Raw genomic sequence first — 15,183 nt, 5'->3', positions numbered from 1 at the left:
AGAGGGGATCAGGCCGAAGCGCTCACCGTCCGCATCCTGCGGATCTGGTCGAGGATCTCGTCGGTCGGACGCACCACATTGTTGCGGTCGTTGAAATGCGGGATGACGTGGCGTCCGACCAGTTCGATGGCCTTCATGATCTCGGCGTGCGAAACAGAGTCGATGTGGAACAGGATTTCCTCGGCCCCGGTTTCGATGAAGCGTTCCAACTGGCGGATGACCGTATCCGGGCTGCCGCAGACCAGGCTGGCGGAGTCGTTCAGGAGATAATCCCAGTCGGTGGCCGCGCGCTGGAGCGCCTCCAGCCCTTCCCCCATGTAGGCGTAGTCGTCGGCGATCTTCGCCAGCCGCGGATAGGCATCGGTCGAGATGCGGGCGTACTGCATCAGCGGCTCGGCATAGATGTCCTTCGCCGCCCGATCGGTTTCGGCGATCCCGAGGAACACCGGCATGCCGAGACGCGGACGGTCGAGCGGGCCGTTCGGATCCCGCTGCCAGTTCGACCGGTAGGCCTCGACCATCTTCGCCTGGGCGTCCCAGCCCTGGTAGAGCGTGTGGCTGAGGACGGCGAGCCCCTGGCGGGCCGCCCAGACATGGCTGCGCTCGCTGGTCGCCGCGATGCCCATGAGCGGGTAGGGCTTCTGCAATGGTTTCGGCACCAGCATGCGCGGCGGAACCTGGTAATGCTTGCCCTCGAAGGTGAAGATGTCCTTGCTGAAGGCTTCGCGGATCAGCGCGATCCCTTCTTCCATCTGCTCGAGCGTTTCCGCGGGCTCCACATTGAAGGCGCGCATGGCGATGGTGGTGTTGGCGCGGCCGCAATACAGCTCCATGCGGCCGTTGGACAGGATGTCGGTGACGGCGGCACGTTCCGCCGTGCGCAGCGCGTGGTTGATCTTCTTGGGCATCAGCGAAACCGCCGGCCTCAACCGGATGCGGGACGTGACCGCCGCGAGGTAGCCATACACGACTTCGGGGGCCGAGCTGGAGATCCCGCCCAAGGCGACATGCTGTTCGGACAGGCTGACGATGTCGAAACCCATCTTTTCGGCAAACACCGCCTCTTCGACAAGCTCATGAAGCCGGCGCGAATAGCTTTGTCCGACCAGAGTTTCCTGCTCGGACCAGAAGCCGAACTTGACTGCCATTTGGATGCCCTCTCGGGTTTGTTTGTGATGCCTCTTCGGTGATTGAAAGCTTGTCATGAAGCCGGCGGCAGAACCTGCCGAAGATCGGTTACGCTGACTGCGCGCTCAGAACATTATTTTGTGTAGGAATGATCGGTCGGATCGCAGGGTAGCGCGCCGTCAGGCCGGATCGTCCTGGGAAAAAGCATCGACGAGAAGCGAGGCGATGCGCTCGATGCAATGGCTGCCGATGGCCGCCGAGGAGCCGGAGGGGTCGCCAAGAATGCCGTTGGCGCTGACGGCCGCAAGCCCGTCGCGCCACATCAGCTCCAGATCGCCTTGCGAAAGCAGCCCCAGCCTTCCGGCCTCATAGCGCTCCATGCGCACCCGTCCGGGGTGGATGTCGAGCATCAGCGAGGTTTCGGCGATATCGGCATGGCCGCCGACCCTGATCGGCTCGCCGCCCGCCTCGCTCACCGCATCGCGCCAGCACTCCAGCCACGCCTTCGCATCGGTGAAGGCAAAGACGCGGCAGGAGGCGGGCACGGCCGACCGCAAGCGCGGCAGCATCCTGGCCAAGGGCGGGGAATTGCCGACATGGGCGGAGAAGATGAGAATGCGCTCGAACCCATGCCGCGCCAGGCTGGTGCAGTAATCCCGGCAGATCATTTCCAATGTGCTGTCCTGCAACGAGATCGTGCCGGGAAATGCCAGATGGTGGGACGAACAGCCGACCCTGATGGTCGGCGCCACCAGTGCGCGCCCAACGCCCTTCGCCACCAGGATGCCGAGATGCTCCGCATGGTCGGCATCGACGCTGAGGGGCAAGTGCGGTCCATGCTGCTCCACCGCCCCGCAGGGGATGACGATGGTCCGGGTGCCGCCCGCAATGGCGAGAGCAACCTCGGGCGAGGTCATGAACTCAAGCCGGAGATGATCGCCGTCAGCCATGCTGCTGCCCCGTTTTGCGCTGGAGGAAACGGTCACGCGCCGCGGCCGTCTCGCCGCGGTTCAGGTAATCCTGCATGTCGCCGAGCGTGCGCGCTTCAAGCTCCCCGTCGGTCATCCGCGGCGCATCGGCGAAGGTCCGTTTGATCGCCGAGAACAGATGCATGTCCTTGCGCCTAAGCGTCTCGGCGACGGCACGGGTCCGGTCCTGCAATTGGCTGAAACCGACGATTTCATCGACAAGGCCCATCGCCTTCGCCTCCTGCGCCGAAACGAGATCCCCGGAATAGAGGAGACGCTCGGCAGTCCGGCGCCCGAGACGGTCCATCGCCTGCCGCATGCCCTTCGCGGCGGGAAGCAGCCCATGGTTGATTTCGGGAAAGCCGAATTTGGCCCCCTCGCTCGCCACGACATGGTCCGCGAACAGAACCAGTTCCAACGCCCCGCCCACCGCATAGCCGTTGACCGCGCACAGCAGCGGGCAACGGTAGCCTTCGAGCGCGACGAGCAGCCGGTGGAAGGCACGCATCCTTGGAATTGCGGCGTCCGCCCTGGCGACGATTTCGCGAATGTCGCCGCCGGCACTGAAGAAGCGCTCGCCGGCCCCGGTCAGGATCACGGCCGGCGCGTCGGCCTCCGCCCCGAAGCGGTCGAGATCGTCCGCCAGCGCCTGGATCAGGTCGAAGGAGAGCGCGTTGGCGGGCGGCCTGTCCATGGTCAGCCGGACCAGCGTCGTGGATAAACGGTCCATCCTCAGCATCTTGCATCCTTTCAGATCGTGCAGGAGTGCCGGCCGAGGTTAGCGCGGGCCCCTCGAAGGGTTCTTCCGAAGTCTCCCCGCGGACACGTCCGTGAAAGGATGTTCTTGCGTTGCCCGGATGTTTGGCGGCCGAAGATGCCGAGCTCCTTGGCGTTGCCGAAGACCGACGGCCATTCCCCGAATGCCGGATTGGTGGCGCGATCACGGAGCCGTACTCGTAAAGAGGGTTAGTCGGGCCTTTCATCGGGCGGGCTTGGCGTGCCGGCCGGCGGTCAGGCGGAGCTTGTTGATTTCCGTGGGAGTCATGCTCATTGAGATAAAACCAATTTAAATTTCCATAATAACGGTTATGTGCCTTATCTTGATTCCGCGCGCGTGTAAGCGCAATGTGAAACTGTCAGTCCCTCGCAGCATAGAAGTGTCAGCCCGCGGTCGGCAGCCGACGCACATCGGCTTCTTGCGTTATGCGGCGTCGCATAAGCCCGACGGACTCAGGCCAGTGCATGCCGGTCGGACGCCTTTCCAATGCCACGCAAGCAGCGCCCGCCGCCGCGGTCGGGGCGTCGATGGTGGACGGCATGCTTGTCTGGCGGCGAGATCGTCGCGCGGAGCCGTCGCCGGTCAGAGGTCGACGTAATCGATCCGCCGCATCACCTGGGCGATGGACCGCGCGACCGCCGCCACCTTGGGATCGTTGACGCCGGTCCGATAGCAGATGAACAGCCGTCCGTTCTCCACCTTGGGATCGGACGCCACCAGCTCGACCTGGCCCAGCGCCAGGAACCGCTGCGCCATCGGGATGGGAAGCAGCCCGGCGCCGACCCCGCCGGCCACCAGTTCCGCGATCACCGCGACGCTGGTGCAGGTGCTGAGACGGCTGGGAAAAAGGCCAGCCGTCGCGAACCAGCCGCTGATCTGCCGGTGCATGGCCGACGGCGGAGGGTTGGAGAAGACAGGCTGCGCCCACAGGTCCCGCGGCGTCAGCGGACCGGCCTGCCCCCAGGATTTCGGAACGACCCAGCTCGTCGGCTGGGCGCCGAGCGGCTGGAGGTGGAGCTGTTCGTCGCCGATCGGGTTGAGCAGGACCGCCACGTCCAGCGCATCGCGCAGCAGGGCGCTCTCCAGCGTGGTGCTGGTGGACACCACCCAATCCGGCTGCAGCGCCGGATGATCCTCCTGAAGCCCGGCCAGCAGCGGCGAGAGGCAGGTGACGGCGAAACCCTCGGCCAGCCCAACCCGGACGCGGCCGGCGACGGTGCGGGATTCGTCCTGTCCGCCGATGGCCCGCAGCTCCGTCATGATCGCGGAGACCCGCGGCAGCAGCAGGCGCCCTTCCGGCGTCAGCCGCAGGCCGCGGCCCGTCCGTTCAAACACGTCGCTTCCGAGCGCATCCCGCAAATCCTTCAGGCGCAGCGACAGGGTGGGCTGCGCCAGGTTGAGGTGCTCCGCCGCCCGCTGCGCCGAGCCCAGCTGTGCTGTCCAGAAAAAGGCCTCCAACTGTGCGACGGTGATCCGCATGGCCGGTTTCTAATATCAGTTTTCCCAATATCAGATGTTAAGAACATCCTATTTGATTATCAATGTCAATGAACGGACACTGTTGGCCATCAAAGCAAAACGTGGCGCAAAGCGTGGCGAAGTCCGCGCAATCCGGAGGAAACCAGGATGAATGAGCGATCCGACGTCATCGCCAAGGTGGGATGGCGAATCCTGCCGATTTTGATGGTCTGCTATTTCGCGGCCTTTCTCGACCGGGTGAACATCGGCTTCGCCGCGTTGACCATGAACCAGGATCTGGGCTTCTCGGCATCGGCCTTCGGCTTCGGTGCCGGCATCTTCTTCCTCGGCTATGTGCTGTGCGAGGTTCCCAGCAACCTGCTGCTGGTGCGCTACGGCGCGCGGCTGTGGATCGCCCGCATCCTGATCACCTGGGGGCTGCTCTCGGCGGCGACCGCGCTGGTCTGGAGCCCCGGCAGCTTCTATCTGGTGCGCATCCTGCTGGGCGCCGCCGAAGCCGGCTTCTTTCCGGGCATGATCTTCTACATGACCCTGTGGTTCCCGCGGGAATACCGCGCCCGCATGTTCGGAACCTTCAACATCGCCGTGCCGCTGTCGTCGGTCATCGGCGCGCCGGTCTCCGGCCTGATCATCGAGCATCTGAACGGCTGGAACGGTCTGGCCGGCTGGCAGTGGATGTTCATCCTGGAGGCCATGCCCGCCATCGTCATGGGGGTGGTCGTCGCCCTCTTCCTGCCGTCCTCGCCGGAGAAGGCCGGCTTCCTGGCCGAGGACGAGCGCCGCTGGCTGTCCGCCCGGCTGGAGGCCGAGCGCGCGGCTCAGGAGAGGACGGAACGCTTCACCGTCGGCCGCGCCGTCCGCGATCCCCGCGTCCTGCTGATGTGCCTGATCGCAGTCGGGCTCGTCATGGGCACCACGGGCATCGCCATCTGGATGCCGCAGTTCGTCAAGGCCTTCGGCCTCAGCACCGTGCAGACCGGCTTCGTCGCCGCCATCCCCTCCGCCTTCATGGCGCTGGCCATGCTGCTGGTCGGCCGCCATGCCGACCGCACCGGCGAGCGGGTCTGGCATGCGGCCGGGCCGTTCCTGGTCAGCGCCGCCGGCTTCGCCCTCGCAGCCCTCAGCAGCGATCCGCTGATCGGGCTGGCCGGGTTGACCATCGGGGCGGCCGGCATCGGCGGCGCCTCGCCCAACATCTGGATCTTCCCGACCACCCTCCTGACCGGCACCGCCGCCGCGGCCGGCATCGCGCTGATCAACTCGGTCGGCAGCACCGGCGGCTTCTTCGGCCCCACCATCATCGGCTGGGTGCGGGACGCCACCGGCGGCTTCGCCGGCGCGCAGCTGGTCCTCGCCGGCGCCATGGCGCTGACGGCCTGCGCGATCCTGCTGCTCGGCCATCTGATGCGCGACCTGATGCGCGGCGTCGTGGTGCCCGCATCGCGGTCCGCCCAGGACAACGCACAGGAAAGCAAGGCATGAGCATCGCCGCAGTCCGCCTTCATCATCTGGTCGCCCCGCTGCCCGAGGTCATCGGCAACGCGCTGGTGTCTTTCGACCGACGCGAGACCCTGTTCGTCGAGATCGTCGACCGCGACGGCCGATCCGGCTGGGGCGAGGCCTGGCACACCCCTGCCGCCGACCGCACCACCATCGCCTCGCGTCTGGTCCCCCGCCTGCTCGGGCAGGATCCCCAGCAGATCGGCCGGCTCTGGCAGGAGATGCGCGAGGCCGCCGGCGGAGCGATGGGGGCCGTCGCCGCCATCGACATGGCGCTGCACGATCTTGCGGCGCGCCAGCGCGGCATCCCGGTCAGCACGCTGCTGGGCGGCGCCCTGCGCCACCGGGTCGCCGCCTATGCCAGCGGCCCCTTCTTCAAGCCCGGCGGTCATCCCTACCGCGAGTTCGAGCGCGAGGTGGAGGGCTATCTCCGGGCGGGCTTCAAGGCGATCAAGCTGCGCAGCGGCTTCGCCCCGGCGGACGATGCGGCCATCGTCAATACCGTCCGGCAGATGATGGGGCCGGACGGCACGCTGATGCTGGATTTCAACCAGTCCTACGCGCCGCGGGCGGCCTTGGCCGCCGTATCGAACATGCGGGAGGCCGGCCTGCTCTGGGTGGAGGAGCCGACGGTTCCGGGCGACCTGCAAGGATACCGCATGCTGTCCGGCCTGATGACGCCAGCATTGGCCGGCGGGGAGACCTTCACGGAAGCCCGTGCCTTCCGCCCCTTCCTGGAGGCCGGCTGCATGGATGTGCTGCAACCGGACATCGCCGTCTGCGGCGGGCTGACCGGCGTCGGACGGGTGGCGGCTTTGGCGGAGCTGTACGACCGGCCGGTCGTTCCCCATGTCTGGGGCGGCATCGTCAACTTCCAGGCGGCCTTGCATTTGACCGCGACCCTGCCCGCGCTGCGCAGCGGCGCCGCGGCCGGAGGCTATCCGTTCCTCGAATTCGATGCCGGCCCCAACCCCCTGCTGGATCTCTGCGGCCGTCCCGCCGTCAACAACGACGGGACCGTCACGGTGCCGGACGGGCCCGGTTTCGGCATCGATCTGAATGCCGACATGCTGTCACCTTTCGTCGTCGCACGGCAGGACGTGACGGCACGGTAGCCCACCGGGTGCAGAGGCCGGCGACCACGCCGGCATGGTCCCGTCACTATCCAGTCACGGACCGCTCATGGTGGCAGCCGGACGGTTGCCCGCTCCGTTGACGCCAGAGCGCCGCACCGGGACGGAGGCAAGCTTCTGACGGGACGGGAGCCGGTTCAATCCGCACCAGAACCGGTTGATCGCCCGCACGGTTTGCACCAGATCGGAAAACGCCTCCGGCTTCGCGATATAGGCATTGGCCCCGGCCGCGTAGCACGGACCGACATCCTCCCGGTTCCGCGCAGCCGAGAGCACCACCACCGGAATCGGCCGGGTGTCCGGGGCCGCCGCCTTGAACCGGTGCAGTTCCTCTATCCCGCCAGACGCCGGCAGGGCAAATACGACGACGGCGGGATGCAGCGGTGCGGCCGACGCCAGCGGCGGAGACAGCAGCCGGAGCGCCTCCTCCCCATCCCGGACCACCACCGGGGCTTGGCCAAGCCCCGCCTCCCGGCAGGCCTCCAGAAACAGGTCGCGGTTTCTGGGATTGCCCTCCACCAGCAGGATAGGCGTGCGGTTCGTCATTGGATTTCCGGTTCTAGGATGTAGCACGAAGACCTGTCCGGTCGGCGGCGACCGTCGAAGCGGCGTGTCAGGTCGGGCAATGCTCGGCAAAGGCCCGAATGATCGCCGACTCGCCATAGGGCTTGGCGATCATTGGACGGTGGCGGTGTGCCGGGGGAATCGCGTCCACACCGTAGCTGGTGGTGAAGAGAAAGGGCGTGCCAGCCGCCGCCAGACGGTCCGCCACCGGATCGATCAGCTCGCCGCGCAGGTTGACGTCCAGAATCGCCATGTCGACATGGTGTCCCGCAATCGTCGTCAATGCCTTTCCGATTGAGCCGACCGGATCGAGGCAGGTCGCACCATGGTCGGTGAGCAGGTCCTCCAGGTCCATCGCGATCAGGATCTCATCCTCGACGATCAGGACCGTGAGGCCGGCAAAGGACCGGTCGGCCCGAGCCGCTTCCCGTCCCGCCATTTCGGCTGGACTTGCCATATTTCCGCGAGCCGAGCGAAATAAAGTGTGACTCATGGTTCGGATCGCCCGCTCTGTGCCCGGTTCCCCAGCGTATCGCCGGTCCCCCATAACAGACCCGGCGGCCAGAACGGTCAATTGACGCATACATAATATCCGGAGAACAGGCCGGTTGGATGCGATGCCTACGCCGAAAGGGTGAACTGCCGGCGGCAGACGGTCCGCTGCGTGCGGCCACGGATCCGGCATCAGCCAGCGGATCCGGCTTCACCGGACAACAGCGTGGCAATCGTCGGCGCCATCGTGGCCACGTCGTAGGGTTTGCGCATGACCACCAGCCGCCCCGGTTCCGGCCGTGGAAGATGCTCGCTGAACCCACTCACCACGATGATCGGCAGGTCCGGACGCCGCGCCCGGATGGCTCGGATCAGAGCCGCGCCATCCATCACCGGCATGCGCATATCGGTGATCAGGATGTCGGCCGGATCGTCGACGTCGGCCTCGACCGCTTCCGCACCGTTGCAGGCGACCGTGACCCGGTATCCCTCGGACTCCAGGACGAAGGCCATGGCCAGGGCGACCAGATTTTCGTCCTCGGCGATCAGGACATGGGGCATAGCGCTCATCAGGATCACCCACCCGCCTGCGGACGATGTTGCAGCAGAGCGTCGATGACCTCGGCATCGCTGTAGGGCTTGGCGATCACCGGACGATGACGATGCGCCTTGGGACGGGCTTCTTCGCCGTAGCCGGTGGTGAAGAGGAAGGGGATTCCCATGGCAGACAAGCGGTCGGCCACCGGATCGATCCGCTCGCCACGCAGGTTGATGTCGACCAGAGCGATGTCGGCGCGCCGCGTTGCAATCGTTTTCAGCGCACTGCCGATCGATCCGATGGGGCCAACGCAGACTGCACCGTTGTCGGTCAGGACATCTTCCAGACTCAGCGCAATCAAAGGCTCATCCTCAATGATGAGGACGGTGAGTCCGGACAATGGGAGGGCGTTCAAAACGCGGGTTCTCTTACAAAAATTGTGGGCACTTTCGACGCTTTCAAAGATCATGGAGAGGCTTCGTTGAGAACAGTTCTTATTAGCGCCGGTTGTTTTTTACTTGGCGCCAACGGTTTTCATATAGCCGGTAAAAAGTACATCGCTGTCAATTGATGCCTTTTGCATAGTCGGCTGGATAGTTGGATAGCCGTCGCCACAACCGCTCCGCTGCAAAACAAAATCCAGTGATCATTGGGAATAAATATATATTTTCTACAAAATCATAACTTTCAAACCCCAGGCTTTCCGAAGGGGGGAGACGGCCCTGGATTGGGCGTCTGCGACGCCCGGTGCCCTGCCCGACCGTCCGCCGGTCCGGCTGAACCTGTCTTCTGCATGGCCTTCCGACCTCCGGCGTTCCGCACGGTCAGGCTTTAAAGGGCCAAGCGGGGCAAGAGCGCGCTTGCAATATATGTAATGATATAACATTACTGATCTGTCGCTGTTTTCCGCCGAGGCCGCATGCAAAGCCTTCCCAATTCCCTGGCCCCCATCGCCACCCGGCCGTCCGCCAGTCAGAAGGGACATGGCCAGCCCGCCCGGTGCAGTACGGCCAACGCCTTATCGGCCATCCGGCGCTCCGACGTGAACCTCGCTGTCTGGCGCCGCCGGTTGCCGGCCGGGATCTCCACACAATGCGCCAAGCTCGCGGAACGGGACTGGCCGTCCTTCCAACTCGCGACGACACCGGATGAGGTGACCGGCGATCTGGCCGCCGCCCTGCCGTCACGCTGGAATGCGGGGCCGCTGTTCGACGACATCGTCCAACTGGTGACGGTGTATGCGGGCATCCTCGGATGCGACGCGATCCGGCTTCGCCTGGACAGCATGTCCGGTGACGGCTGCCGGTTTTTCCATGTCGATCATGTCGGCCTCCGCCTGCTCTGCACCTACCGGGGTGCCGGCACGCAGTGGCTGCCCGATGGGGCGGTCACCCGCCCGGCGCTGGGTCGTGGCGACAACGATGCCGTGCTGTCCGACCCGCGCCGCATCCGGATGCTCCGTGCCGGCCATGTCGCCCTGCTGAAGGGGGAGGCATGGCCCGGCAACCGCGGGCGCGGCCTCGTCCATCGCTCGCCGCCGGCCGACCCGTCCGGTGCGTGCCGTCTGCTGCTCTGCCTGGACCATGATGATCACTGACCGCTCGCGCTCGCCGTTGGCCGCCTCCGCGCCGAGCCGGATCGCCGCAGCCGCTCTTCTGTGCGCCCTTCTGTGGCTGACGGTCGCCTGGGCGCTGGATTGGCCATTGGATTGGATGATCTGACATGGCACCAACCCTCGCTGACGCACTGGCAGATCCGCTCATCCGCCTGACCGACCTCACTCTGGGATACCGGCGGCATCCGGCGGTCCACCACCTGTCCGGCGGCTTCCGGGAGGGTTCGCTCACCGCCGTGGTCGGCCCGAACGGTGCCGGCAAGAGCACCCTGCTCAAGGCGATCGTCGGCGCGCTGCGCCCCCTCGACGGCCGGGTGACGCTGCACGGACTGACCGCCGCCGACATCGCCTATCTGCCGCAGCAGGCCGAGATCGAACGCGATTTTCCCATCGATGTGCTCGACACCGTCCTGCTCGGACATTGGCGGCGGGTCGGTCTGTTCCGCTCCATCGGGCCTGCCCTCACGCGGCAGGCCGGGGAGGCGCTGGCCGCTGTCGGCCTGTCCGGCTTCGAGCGCCGCCCCATCGCCGCGCTGTCGGCCGGCCAGTTCCAGCGCGTGTTGTTCGCCCGCCTGCTGCTGCAGGACGCCCGCCTGATCCTGCTCGACGAGCCCTTCACCGCCATCGACGCCAGGACGACCGCCTATCTGCTCGAGGTCGTGCGGCGCTGGCATGGCGAACGGCGCACCGTGGTCGCCGTGCTGCACGACCTGGAGCAGGTCCGCAGCCATTTCCCCGACACGCTTCTGCTGGCGCGCGAGCCGATCGCCTGGGGCCGAACCGCCGACGCGCTGGCTCCCGCCAACCTCGTCCGCGCCCGTGCGATGGCGGAATCCTGGGACGACAAGGCCGCGCTTTGCCGGAGGTCCGCACCATGACCCTCTATGACTTCGCCGCCGCCCCCTTTCTGGAGTTCGGCTTCATGCGGCGGGCGCTCGCCGCCTGTCTGGCGCTGTCGCTCGGATGCGGCCCGGTGGGGGTTCTGCTGGTGCTGCGGCGGATGAGCCTGATGGGCGACGCCATGTCCCATGCCGTGCTGCCCGGCGCCGCCATCGGCTTTCTCGCCGCCGGCCTGTCCTTGTGGGCGATGAGCATCGGCGGCTTTCTCGCCGGGCTGGCGGTGGCGCTGCTCGCCGGGCTGGTGTCGCGGGTGACCGCCTTGCGCGAGGATGCCAGCTTCGCCGCCTTCTACCTGATCTCGCTGGCCGGCGGGGTGCTGATCGTCTCGCTGCGCGGCAGCAACGTCGACCTGATGCATGTGCTGTTCGGCACCATCCTGGCGGTGGACGATGCCGGTCTGCTGCTGGTCGCCGGCATCGCCACCGTCACGCTGCTGACGCTGGCCCTGCTCTACCGCCCGCTCGTCGTGGAATGCTTCGATCCCGGATTCCTGCGCGCGGTCGGCGGCACGGGAGGGCGGCTGGGCGCGCTGTGCCATCTCGTCTTCCTGGTGCTGGTGGTCCTCAACCTCGTCGGCGGCTTCCAGGCGCTGGGCACGCTGATGGCGGTGGGGCTGATGATGCTGCCGGCCGCCTCGGCGCGCTTCTGGGCCGAGGGCATCGCCACGCTGGCGCTGACCGCCATGGCGCTCGCCTTCGCGTCCGGCATCGGCGGGCTGCTGCTGTCCTTCCACCTCAATCTGCCGTCCGGGCCGTCCATCGTCCTGGTCGCCGGTGCGGGCTATCTGCTGTCGCTGGCGCTGGGGCCGGTCGGCAGCCTGCGGACGCGCTGGTTTCCCGGCCGGCATCTGGAGGCGTGATTTCCGTGCTTCCTTCCAAGGAGAATTCCCGATGAACCGTTCATTCGCCGCTTCCCTGGCGATGGCGATGGCGCTTTTCGCGCTTCCCGCCCTGGCCGAACCGGTGAAGGTGGTCGCCACCTTCACCATTCTCGGCGACATGGTCCGCCAGATCGGCGGCGACGAGGTCGCGGTGACGACGCTGGTCGGCCCCGACGGCGACGCCCATGTCTATGAACCGACCCCCGCCGATGCGCGTGCACTCGGCGCCGCCAAGCTTGTCGTCGTCAACGGCCTGGGCATGGAGGGCTGGATCGACAGGCTGGTCAAGGCGTCCGGCTACAAGGGTTCGGTCACCGTCACCAGCACCGGCGTCAAGCCCATCGCCGGCGAGGAGGAGCATGACGAGGCCGGCCATGAGGGCCAAGCCCATGATCACGGCCACGATCACGGCGCCCACGACCCGCACGCCTGGCAGTCGGTCGCCAACGCCAGGATCTATGCCGACAACATCCTCAAGGGCCTTGTCGCCGCCGCTCCCGACAAGGCCGCCACCCTGCGCGCCAACCACGCCGCGTTCAAAGCGAAGCTCGACGCGGTGGAGTCGGAGATCAAGGCCGCGCTGAAGCCGATCCCGCGCAAGGACCGCAAGATCGTCACCTCGCACGACGCCTTCGGCTATTACGGCAAGGCATACGGCGTCACCTTCCTCGCCCCCGTCGGCATGTCGACCGAATCCGAGGCGGCGGCCGGCGACATCGCCAAGCTGATCCGCCAGATCAAGACGGAGAAGATCAAGGCGGTCTTCGTCGAGACCATCGCCGATCCGCGCCTGCTGGAGCAGATCACGCGGGAGACCGGTGCGCGCATCGGCGGGCGGGTCTATTCCGATGCGCTGTCGGCGGCGGACGGCCCGGCGGCGACCTACGTCGACATGATGCGCCACAATCTGGCCCAGTTCGCCAGGGCGCTGGCGCCTGCTTCCTGACGGCATGGGCGGGACGGGGCGAGCATTGCCCTCGTCCCGCCCCGCCTTATTGAGGTGCCGGACCGTCGAACGGATAACGCAGGGTCTCGCGCGCATAGGCCTCGACATAGGCCATCAGCCGGTCCGAGGCCGCGGCCGCTTCCTCCGCGTCGCCGCGGTGGATCGCCAGCATCAGGTCGGCATGGGTCTTGGCCCCATCCTCCAGGCTGCCGATATGGGCATGGTAGTTCTGGAACCAGAAGCGGCGGGACAGCGACCGCAGCGGCCGGATGGTCTGGGTCGCCACCGGGTTGCGGGCGCTCTGGTCCAGCAGCTGGTTCACCTCCTGGTCGAGATGCATGAAACGCATGCCGTCGCCGTTGCGGGCCGCCTCCAGCATCTCGCCGGCGATGGCGCGGCACCGCTCCCGTTCGGGGGCAAGCGCGTAACGGGCGGCGCGCCGGGCGATCAGGCGTTCCAGCTCACGCCGCACGTCCAGTACGTAGAGCTGAAGCTTCACGTCCACTTCGGTGACCATGATCCCGCGTGACGGGACGATGGTCACCAGACCGTCCATCTCCAGCCGCTTCAGCGCCTCGCGCACCGGGGTGCGGCCGATGCCGAGCTGCGCGCTGATCTGCTTCTCCGACACGAAGCTGCGCGGCGGCAGCGTGCCCGACACGATCAGCTCCTCGATGGCGGCATAGGCCTGATCGGCCATCGATCCGGTTTCGATCTGGGCTCCCGCCTGCTGTCCCATCTGCTGACTGGCCGGCTCTGTCACCCTGTCGCCCCCGTCTCCTGGCACCGGTTCGAGCCCGGCCCGATCCCACGCCCGTCCGCGTTTCCCATCCTGGCTTTAGCGCGCCGGGACCGGAGACGCAAGCGGGCGGAGGCGCCCGAAACCGATCCGCCGGTTACGGCTTGCCGGCATCGGCGGATTTGCGGACCAGCGGGCAGTCGCTCTCGGCCAGCGGGCGGGCGGCATCGGCGGCGGCGATGACGCCGAGCTGCTTGTAATAGTCCCATTTCCCCTTGGATTCTGCCGGGGTCTTCACCTCGAACAGGTACATGTCGCGCAGCACCCGGCCATCCTCGCGAATGCGGCCGTTCCTGGTCATGAAGTCGTTGATCGGCGTGTCGCGCATCGTCTTCATGACGGTCGGCGCATCGATGGTGCCGGCCGCCTTCACCGCCTTCAGGTAATGCGTGATCGCGCCGTAATCGCCGGCCTGCACCATGGTTGGCATGCGGCCGGTCCGCTCGAAGAACCGCTTGGAAAAGGCCCGGGTCTCCTCGTTCTGATCCCAATAGAAGGATTCGGTCAACACCAGCCCCTGCGCCGTCTCCAGACCGAGCGCATGGATGTCCGACAGGAACATCAGAAGCCCGGCCAGCTTCTGGCCCTGCTTCGTTATGCCGAACTCCGCCGCCTGCTTGACGGTGTTGATCAGGTCGCCGCCCGCATTGGCAAGCCCGATGACCTTGGCCCCGCTCGCCTGCGCCTGCAGAAGATAGGAGGAGAAGTCGGCGCTGTTCAGCGGATGGCGGGCCGACCCCAGTACCTTGCCGCCGGCGCCGGTGACGAAGGCGGCGGTGTCGCGCTCCAGCGACAGGCCGAAGGAATAATCCAGCGTGATGAAGTACCAGCTGTCGCCGCCCTGCTTCACCATGGTCCGCCCGGTGCCGGCGGCCAGCGCATAGGTGTCGTAGACCCAGTGGACGCCGTTGGGCGAGCAGTTCTTGCCGGTGAAGTCCGACGAGCCGCCGGCGGTGCCGAAGACGATCTTGTTCTTGCGCCTGGTCAGCTCCTGGATCGCCAGCATCACCGCCGAGTTGGGCAGGTCGATCACCACCTCGACATTCTTGTTGTCGTACCAGTCGGCGGCGATCTGCACGCCGATGTCGGCCTTGTTCTGGTGGTCGGCGGACAGCACCTCCACCGGACGGCCGAGCACGGAGGCGCCGAAATCCTCCACCGCCATTTTCACCGCCTCGACACTGCCGCCGCCGCTGAGGTCGGCAAGCGAACCGGACAGGTCGGTCAGCACGCCGATGCGGATCGGGCCGGTCGCCCTGGCAGGCGCGGATTGGGCGGTGGCCGTCTGGGCTGCGGCCGACCAGGACAGCGTGCCGAATGCCAGCGCGATGCCTGCGGCCGTGGCGGCCAGCACCCCGTGCGACATGAGTTTCATCATGGGTCGTCCCTCCCTGTTCAGATGATTGTCTGGTTGGCTGGAGCCGTCATGACGGGCCGGTCGTTCGGCGCCGGACCTTGCAGCG

Annotated in this window: 16 protein-coding genes; 6 read left to right on the top strand and 10 right to left on the bottom strand. The window is 66.6% G+C overall.

Translation table 11 applies throughout. The features are described from left to right. Positions 1-8 precede the first annotated feature (8 nt). The 4 genes from ACWPN8_RS28900 to ACWPN8_RS28885 form a co-directional block, all read right to left on the bottom strand. Entirely contained in the window at positions 9-1,148 is a 1,140-nt protein-coding gene (locus ACWPN8_RS28900) for an LLM class flavin-dependent oxidoreductase (RefSeq protein ID WP_109448821.1), read from the bottom strand. Positions 1,149-1,307: 159 nt separating this feature from the next. Continuing rightward, positions 1,308-2,078 (bottom strand): creatininase family protein, encoded by a 771-nt coding sequence (locus tag ACWPN8_RS28895; RefSeq protein ID WP_492243249.1) that lies wholly within the window; start codon positions 2,076-2,078, stop codon positions 1,308-1,310. After that, the gene (locus ACWPN8_RS28890; protein ID WP_492243248.1) at positions 2,071-2,835 is read right to left on the bottom strand and encodes an enoyl-CoA hydratase/isomerase family protein; all 765 of its coding nucleotides are present in this window, start codon (positions 2,833-2,835) and stop codon (positions 2,071-2,073) included. The genes ACWPN8_RS28895 and ACWPN8_RS28890 overlap by 8 nt, the downstream gene beginning before the upstream one ends. A 621-nt stretch (positions 2,836-3,456) precedes the next feature. Then, a complete protein-coding gene (locus ACWPN8_RS28885) occupies positions 3,457-4,353 on the bottom strand; it encodes a LysR family transcriptional regulator (RefSeq protein WP_492243247.1) in 897 nt (298 codons plus the stop codon). A gap of 147 nt (positions 4,354-4,500) precedes the next feature. On the opposite strand from ACWPN8_RS28885, the gene ACWPN8_RS28880 reads away from it, so the two are divergent. Further along, entirely contained in the window at positions 4,501-5,835 is a 1,335-nt protein-coding gene (locus ACWPN8_RS28880) for an MFS transporter (protein WP_492243246.1), read from the top strand. Continuing rightward, positions 5,832-6,968 (top strand): mandelate racemase/muconate lactonizing enzyme family protein, encoded by a 1,137-nt coding sequence (locus tag ACWPN8_RS28875; protein WP_492243245.1) that lies wholly within the window; start codon positions 5,832-5,834, stop codon positions 6,966-6,968. The genes ACWPN8_RS28880 and ACWPN8_RS28875 overlap by 4 nt, the downstream gene beginning before the upstream one ends. Positions 6,969-7,022: 54 nt before the next feature. Here ACWPN8_RS28875 and ACWPN8_RS28870 read toward each other — a convergent pair whose 3' ends face one another. The 4 genes from ACWPN8_RS28870 to ACWPN8_RS28855 all read right to left on the bottom strand — a co-directional run bounded on the left by ACWPN8_RS28870 (position 7,023) and on the right by ACWPN8_RS28855 (position 9,049). After that, the gene (locus tag ACWPN8_RS28870) at positions 7,023-7,532 is read right to left on the bottom strand and encodes a response regulator (protein ID WP_492243244.1); all 510 of its coding nucleotides are present in this window, start codon (positions 7,530-7,532) and stop codon (positions 7,023-7,025) included. 67 nt (positions 7,533-7,599) lie between these two features. Further along, a complete protein-coding gene (locus tag ACWPN8_RS28865) occupies positions 7,600-8,133 on the bottom strand; it encodes a response regulator (protein ID WP_492243243.1) in 534 nt (177 codons plus the stop codon). A gap of 101 nt (positions 8,134-8,234) precedes the next feature. Continuing rightward, entirely contained in the window at positions 8,235-8,612 is a 378-nt protein-coding gene (locus ACWPN8_RS28860; RefSeq protein WP_492243494.1) for a response regulator, read from the bottom strand. 5 nt (positions 8,613-8,617) lie between these two features. Further along, positions 8,618-9,049, bottom strand: a complete 432-nt coding sequence (locus ACWPN8_RS28855; RefSeq protein ID WP_492243242.1) for a response regulator — start codon at positions 9,047-9,049, stop codon at positions 8,618-8,620. A gap of 450 nt (positions 9,050-9,499) precedes the next feature. Between ACWPN8_RS28855 and ACWPN8_RS28850 the strand changes: the two genes are divergently transcribed. The 4 genes from ACWPN8_RS28850 to ACWPN8_RS28835 all read left to right on the top strand — a co-directional run bounded on the left by ACWPN8_RS28850 (position 9,500) and on the right by ACWPN8_RS28835 (position 12,921). After that, positions 9,500-10,177 (top strand): DUF1826 domain-containing protein, encoded by a 678-nt coding sequence (locus ACWPN8_RS28850; RefSeq protein WP_492243241.1) that lies wholly within the window; start codon positions 9,500-9,502, stop codon positions 10,175-10,177. 125 nt (positions 10,178-10,302) lie between these two features. Then, entirely contained in the window at positions 10,303-11,073 is a 771-nt protein-coding gene (locus ACWPN8_RS28845) for a metal ABC transporter ATP-binding protein (RefSeq protein ID WP_492243240.1), read from the top strand. Further along, positions 11,070-11,954, top strand: a complete 885-nt coding sequence (locus ACWPN8_RS28840; protein ID WP_492243239.1) for a metal ABC transporter permease — start codon at positions 11,070-11,072, stop codon at positions 11,952-11,954. Before ACWPN8_RS28845 ends, ACWPN8_RS28840 begins: the two co-directional genes overlap by 4 nt. A 31-nt stretch (positions 11,955-11,985) precedes the next feature. Further along, positions 11,986-12,921: a metal ABC transporter substrate-binding protein gene (locus ACWPN8_RS28835; protein ID WP_492243238.1), complete on the top strand. Its 936-nt coding sequence runs from the start codon at positions 11,986-11,988 to the stop codon at positions 12,919-12,921. Positions 12,922-12,967: 46 nt separating this feature from the next. Here the strand turns inward: ACWPN8_RS28835 and ACWPN8_RS28830 are convergent, their stop codons facing one another. Together ACWPN8_RS28830 and ACWPN8_RS28825 are read right to left on the bottom strand one after the other, a co-directional pair. Continuing rightward, on the bottom strand, positions 12,968-13,684 hold the full coding sequence (locus tag ACWPN8_RS28830; protein ID WP_492243237.1) for a GntR family transcriptional regulator: 717 nt from the start codon (positions 13,682-13,684) through the stop codon (positions 12,968-12,970). A 133-nt stretch (positions 13,685-13,817) separates the two neighbouring features. Next, positions 13,818-15,098 (bottom strand): ABC transporter substrate-binding protein, encoded by a 1,281-nt coding sequence (locus ACWPN8_RS28825; protein ID WP_492243236.1) that lies wholly within the window; start codon positions 15,096-15,098, stop codon positions 13,818-13,820. Between the last annotated feature and the right edge of the window lie 85 nt (positions 15,099-15,183).

The organism is Azospirillum sp. UENF 112521, assembly GCF_058780665.1.
Note: the sequence above shows the minus strand (reverse complement) of the source record. Positions and strands in the feature narration are given on the sequence as shown.

Coding starts and splice junctions, on each gene's coding strand:
- ACWPN8_RS28880 (WP_492243246.1), top strand. CDS start 4,501: ATGAATGAGCGATCCGACGTCATCGCCAAGGTGGGATGGCGAATCCTG.
- ACWPN8_RS28840 (WP_492243239.1), top strand. CDS start 11,070: ATGACCCTCTATGACTTCGCCGCCGCCCCCTTTCTGGAGTTCGGCTTC.
- ACWPN8_RS28870 (WP_492243244.1), bottom strand. CDS start 7,532: ATGACGAACCGCACGCCTATCCTGCTGGTGGAGGGCAATCCCAGAAAC.
- ACWPN8_RS28845 (WP_492243240.1), top strand. CDS start 10,303: ATGGCACCAACCCTCGCTGACGCACTGGCAGATCCGCTCATCCGCCTG.
- ACWPN8_RS28850 (WP_492243241.1), top strand. CDS start 9,500: ATGCAAAGCCTTCCCAATTCCCTGGCCCCCATCGCCACCCGGCCGTCC.
- ACWPN8_RS28885 (WP_492243247.1), bottom strand. CDS start 4,353: ATGCGGATCACCGTCGCACAGTTGGAGGCCTTTTTCTGGACAGCACAG.
- ACWPN8_RS28825 (WP_492243236.1), bottom strand. CDS start 15,098: ATGATGAAACTCATGTCGCACGGGGTGCTGGCCGCCACGGCCGCAGGC.
- ACWPN8_RS28890 (WP_492243248.1), bottom strand. CDS start 2,835: ATGCTGAGGATGGACCGTTTATCCACGACGCTGGTCCGGCTGACCATG.
- ACWPN8_RS28835 (WP_492243238.1), top strand. CDS start 11,986: ATGAACCGTTCATTCGCCGCTTCCCTGGCGATGGCGATGGCGCTTTTC.
- ACWPN8_RS28865 (WP_492243243.1), bottom strand. CDS start 8,133: ATGCGTCAATTGACCGTTCTGGCCGCCGGGTCTGTTATGGGGGACCGG.
- ACWPN8_RS28855 (WP_492243242.1), bottom strand. CDS start 9,049: ATGATCTTTGAAAGCGTCGAAAGTGCCCACAATTTTTGTAAGAGAACC.
- ACWPN8_RS28895 (WP_492243249.1), bottom strand. CDS start 2,078: ATGGCTGACGGCGATCATCTCCGGCTTGAGTTCATGACCTCGCCCGAG.
- ACWPN8_RS28900 (WP_109448821.1), bottom strand. CDS start 1,148: ATGGCAGTCAAGTTCGGCTTCTGGTCCGAGCAGGAAACTCTGGTCGGA.
- ACWPN8_RS28860 (WP_492243494.1), bottom strand. CDS start 8,612: ATGAGCGCTATGCCCCATGTCCTGATCGCCGAGGACGAAAATCTGGTC.
- ACWPN8_RS28875 (WP_492243245.1), top strand. CDS start 5,832: ATGAGCATCGCCGCAGTCCGCCTTCATCATCTGGTCGCCCCGCTGCCC.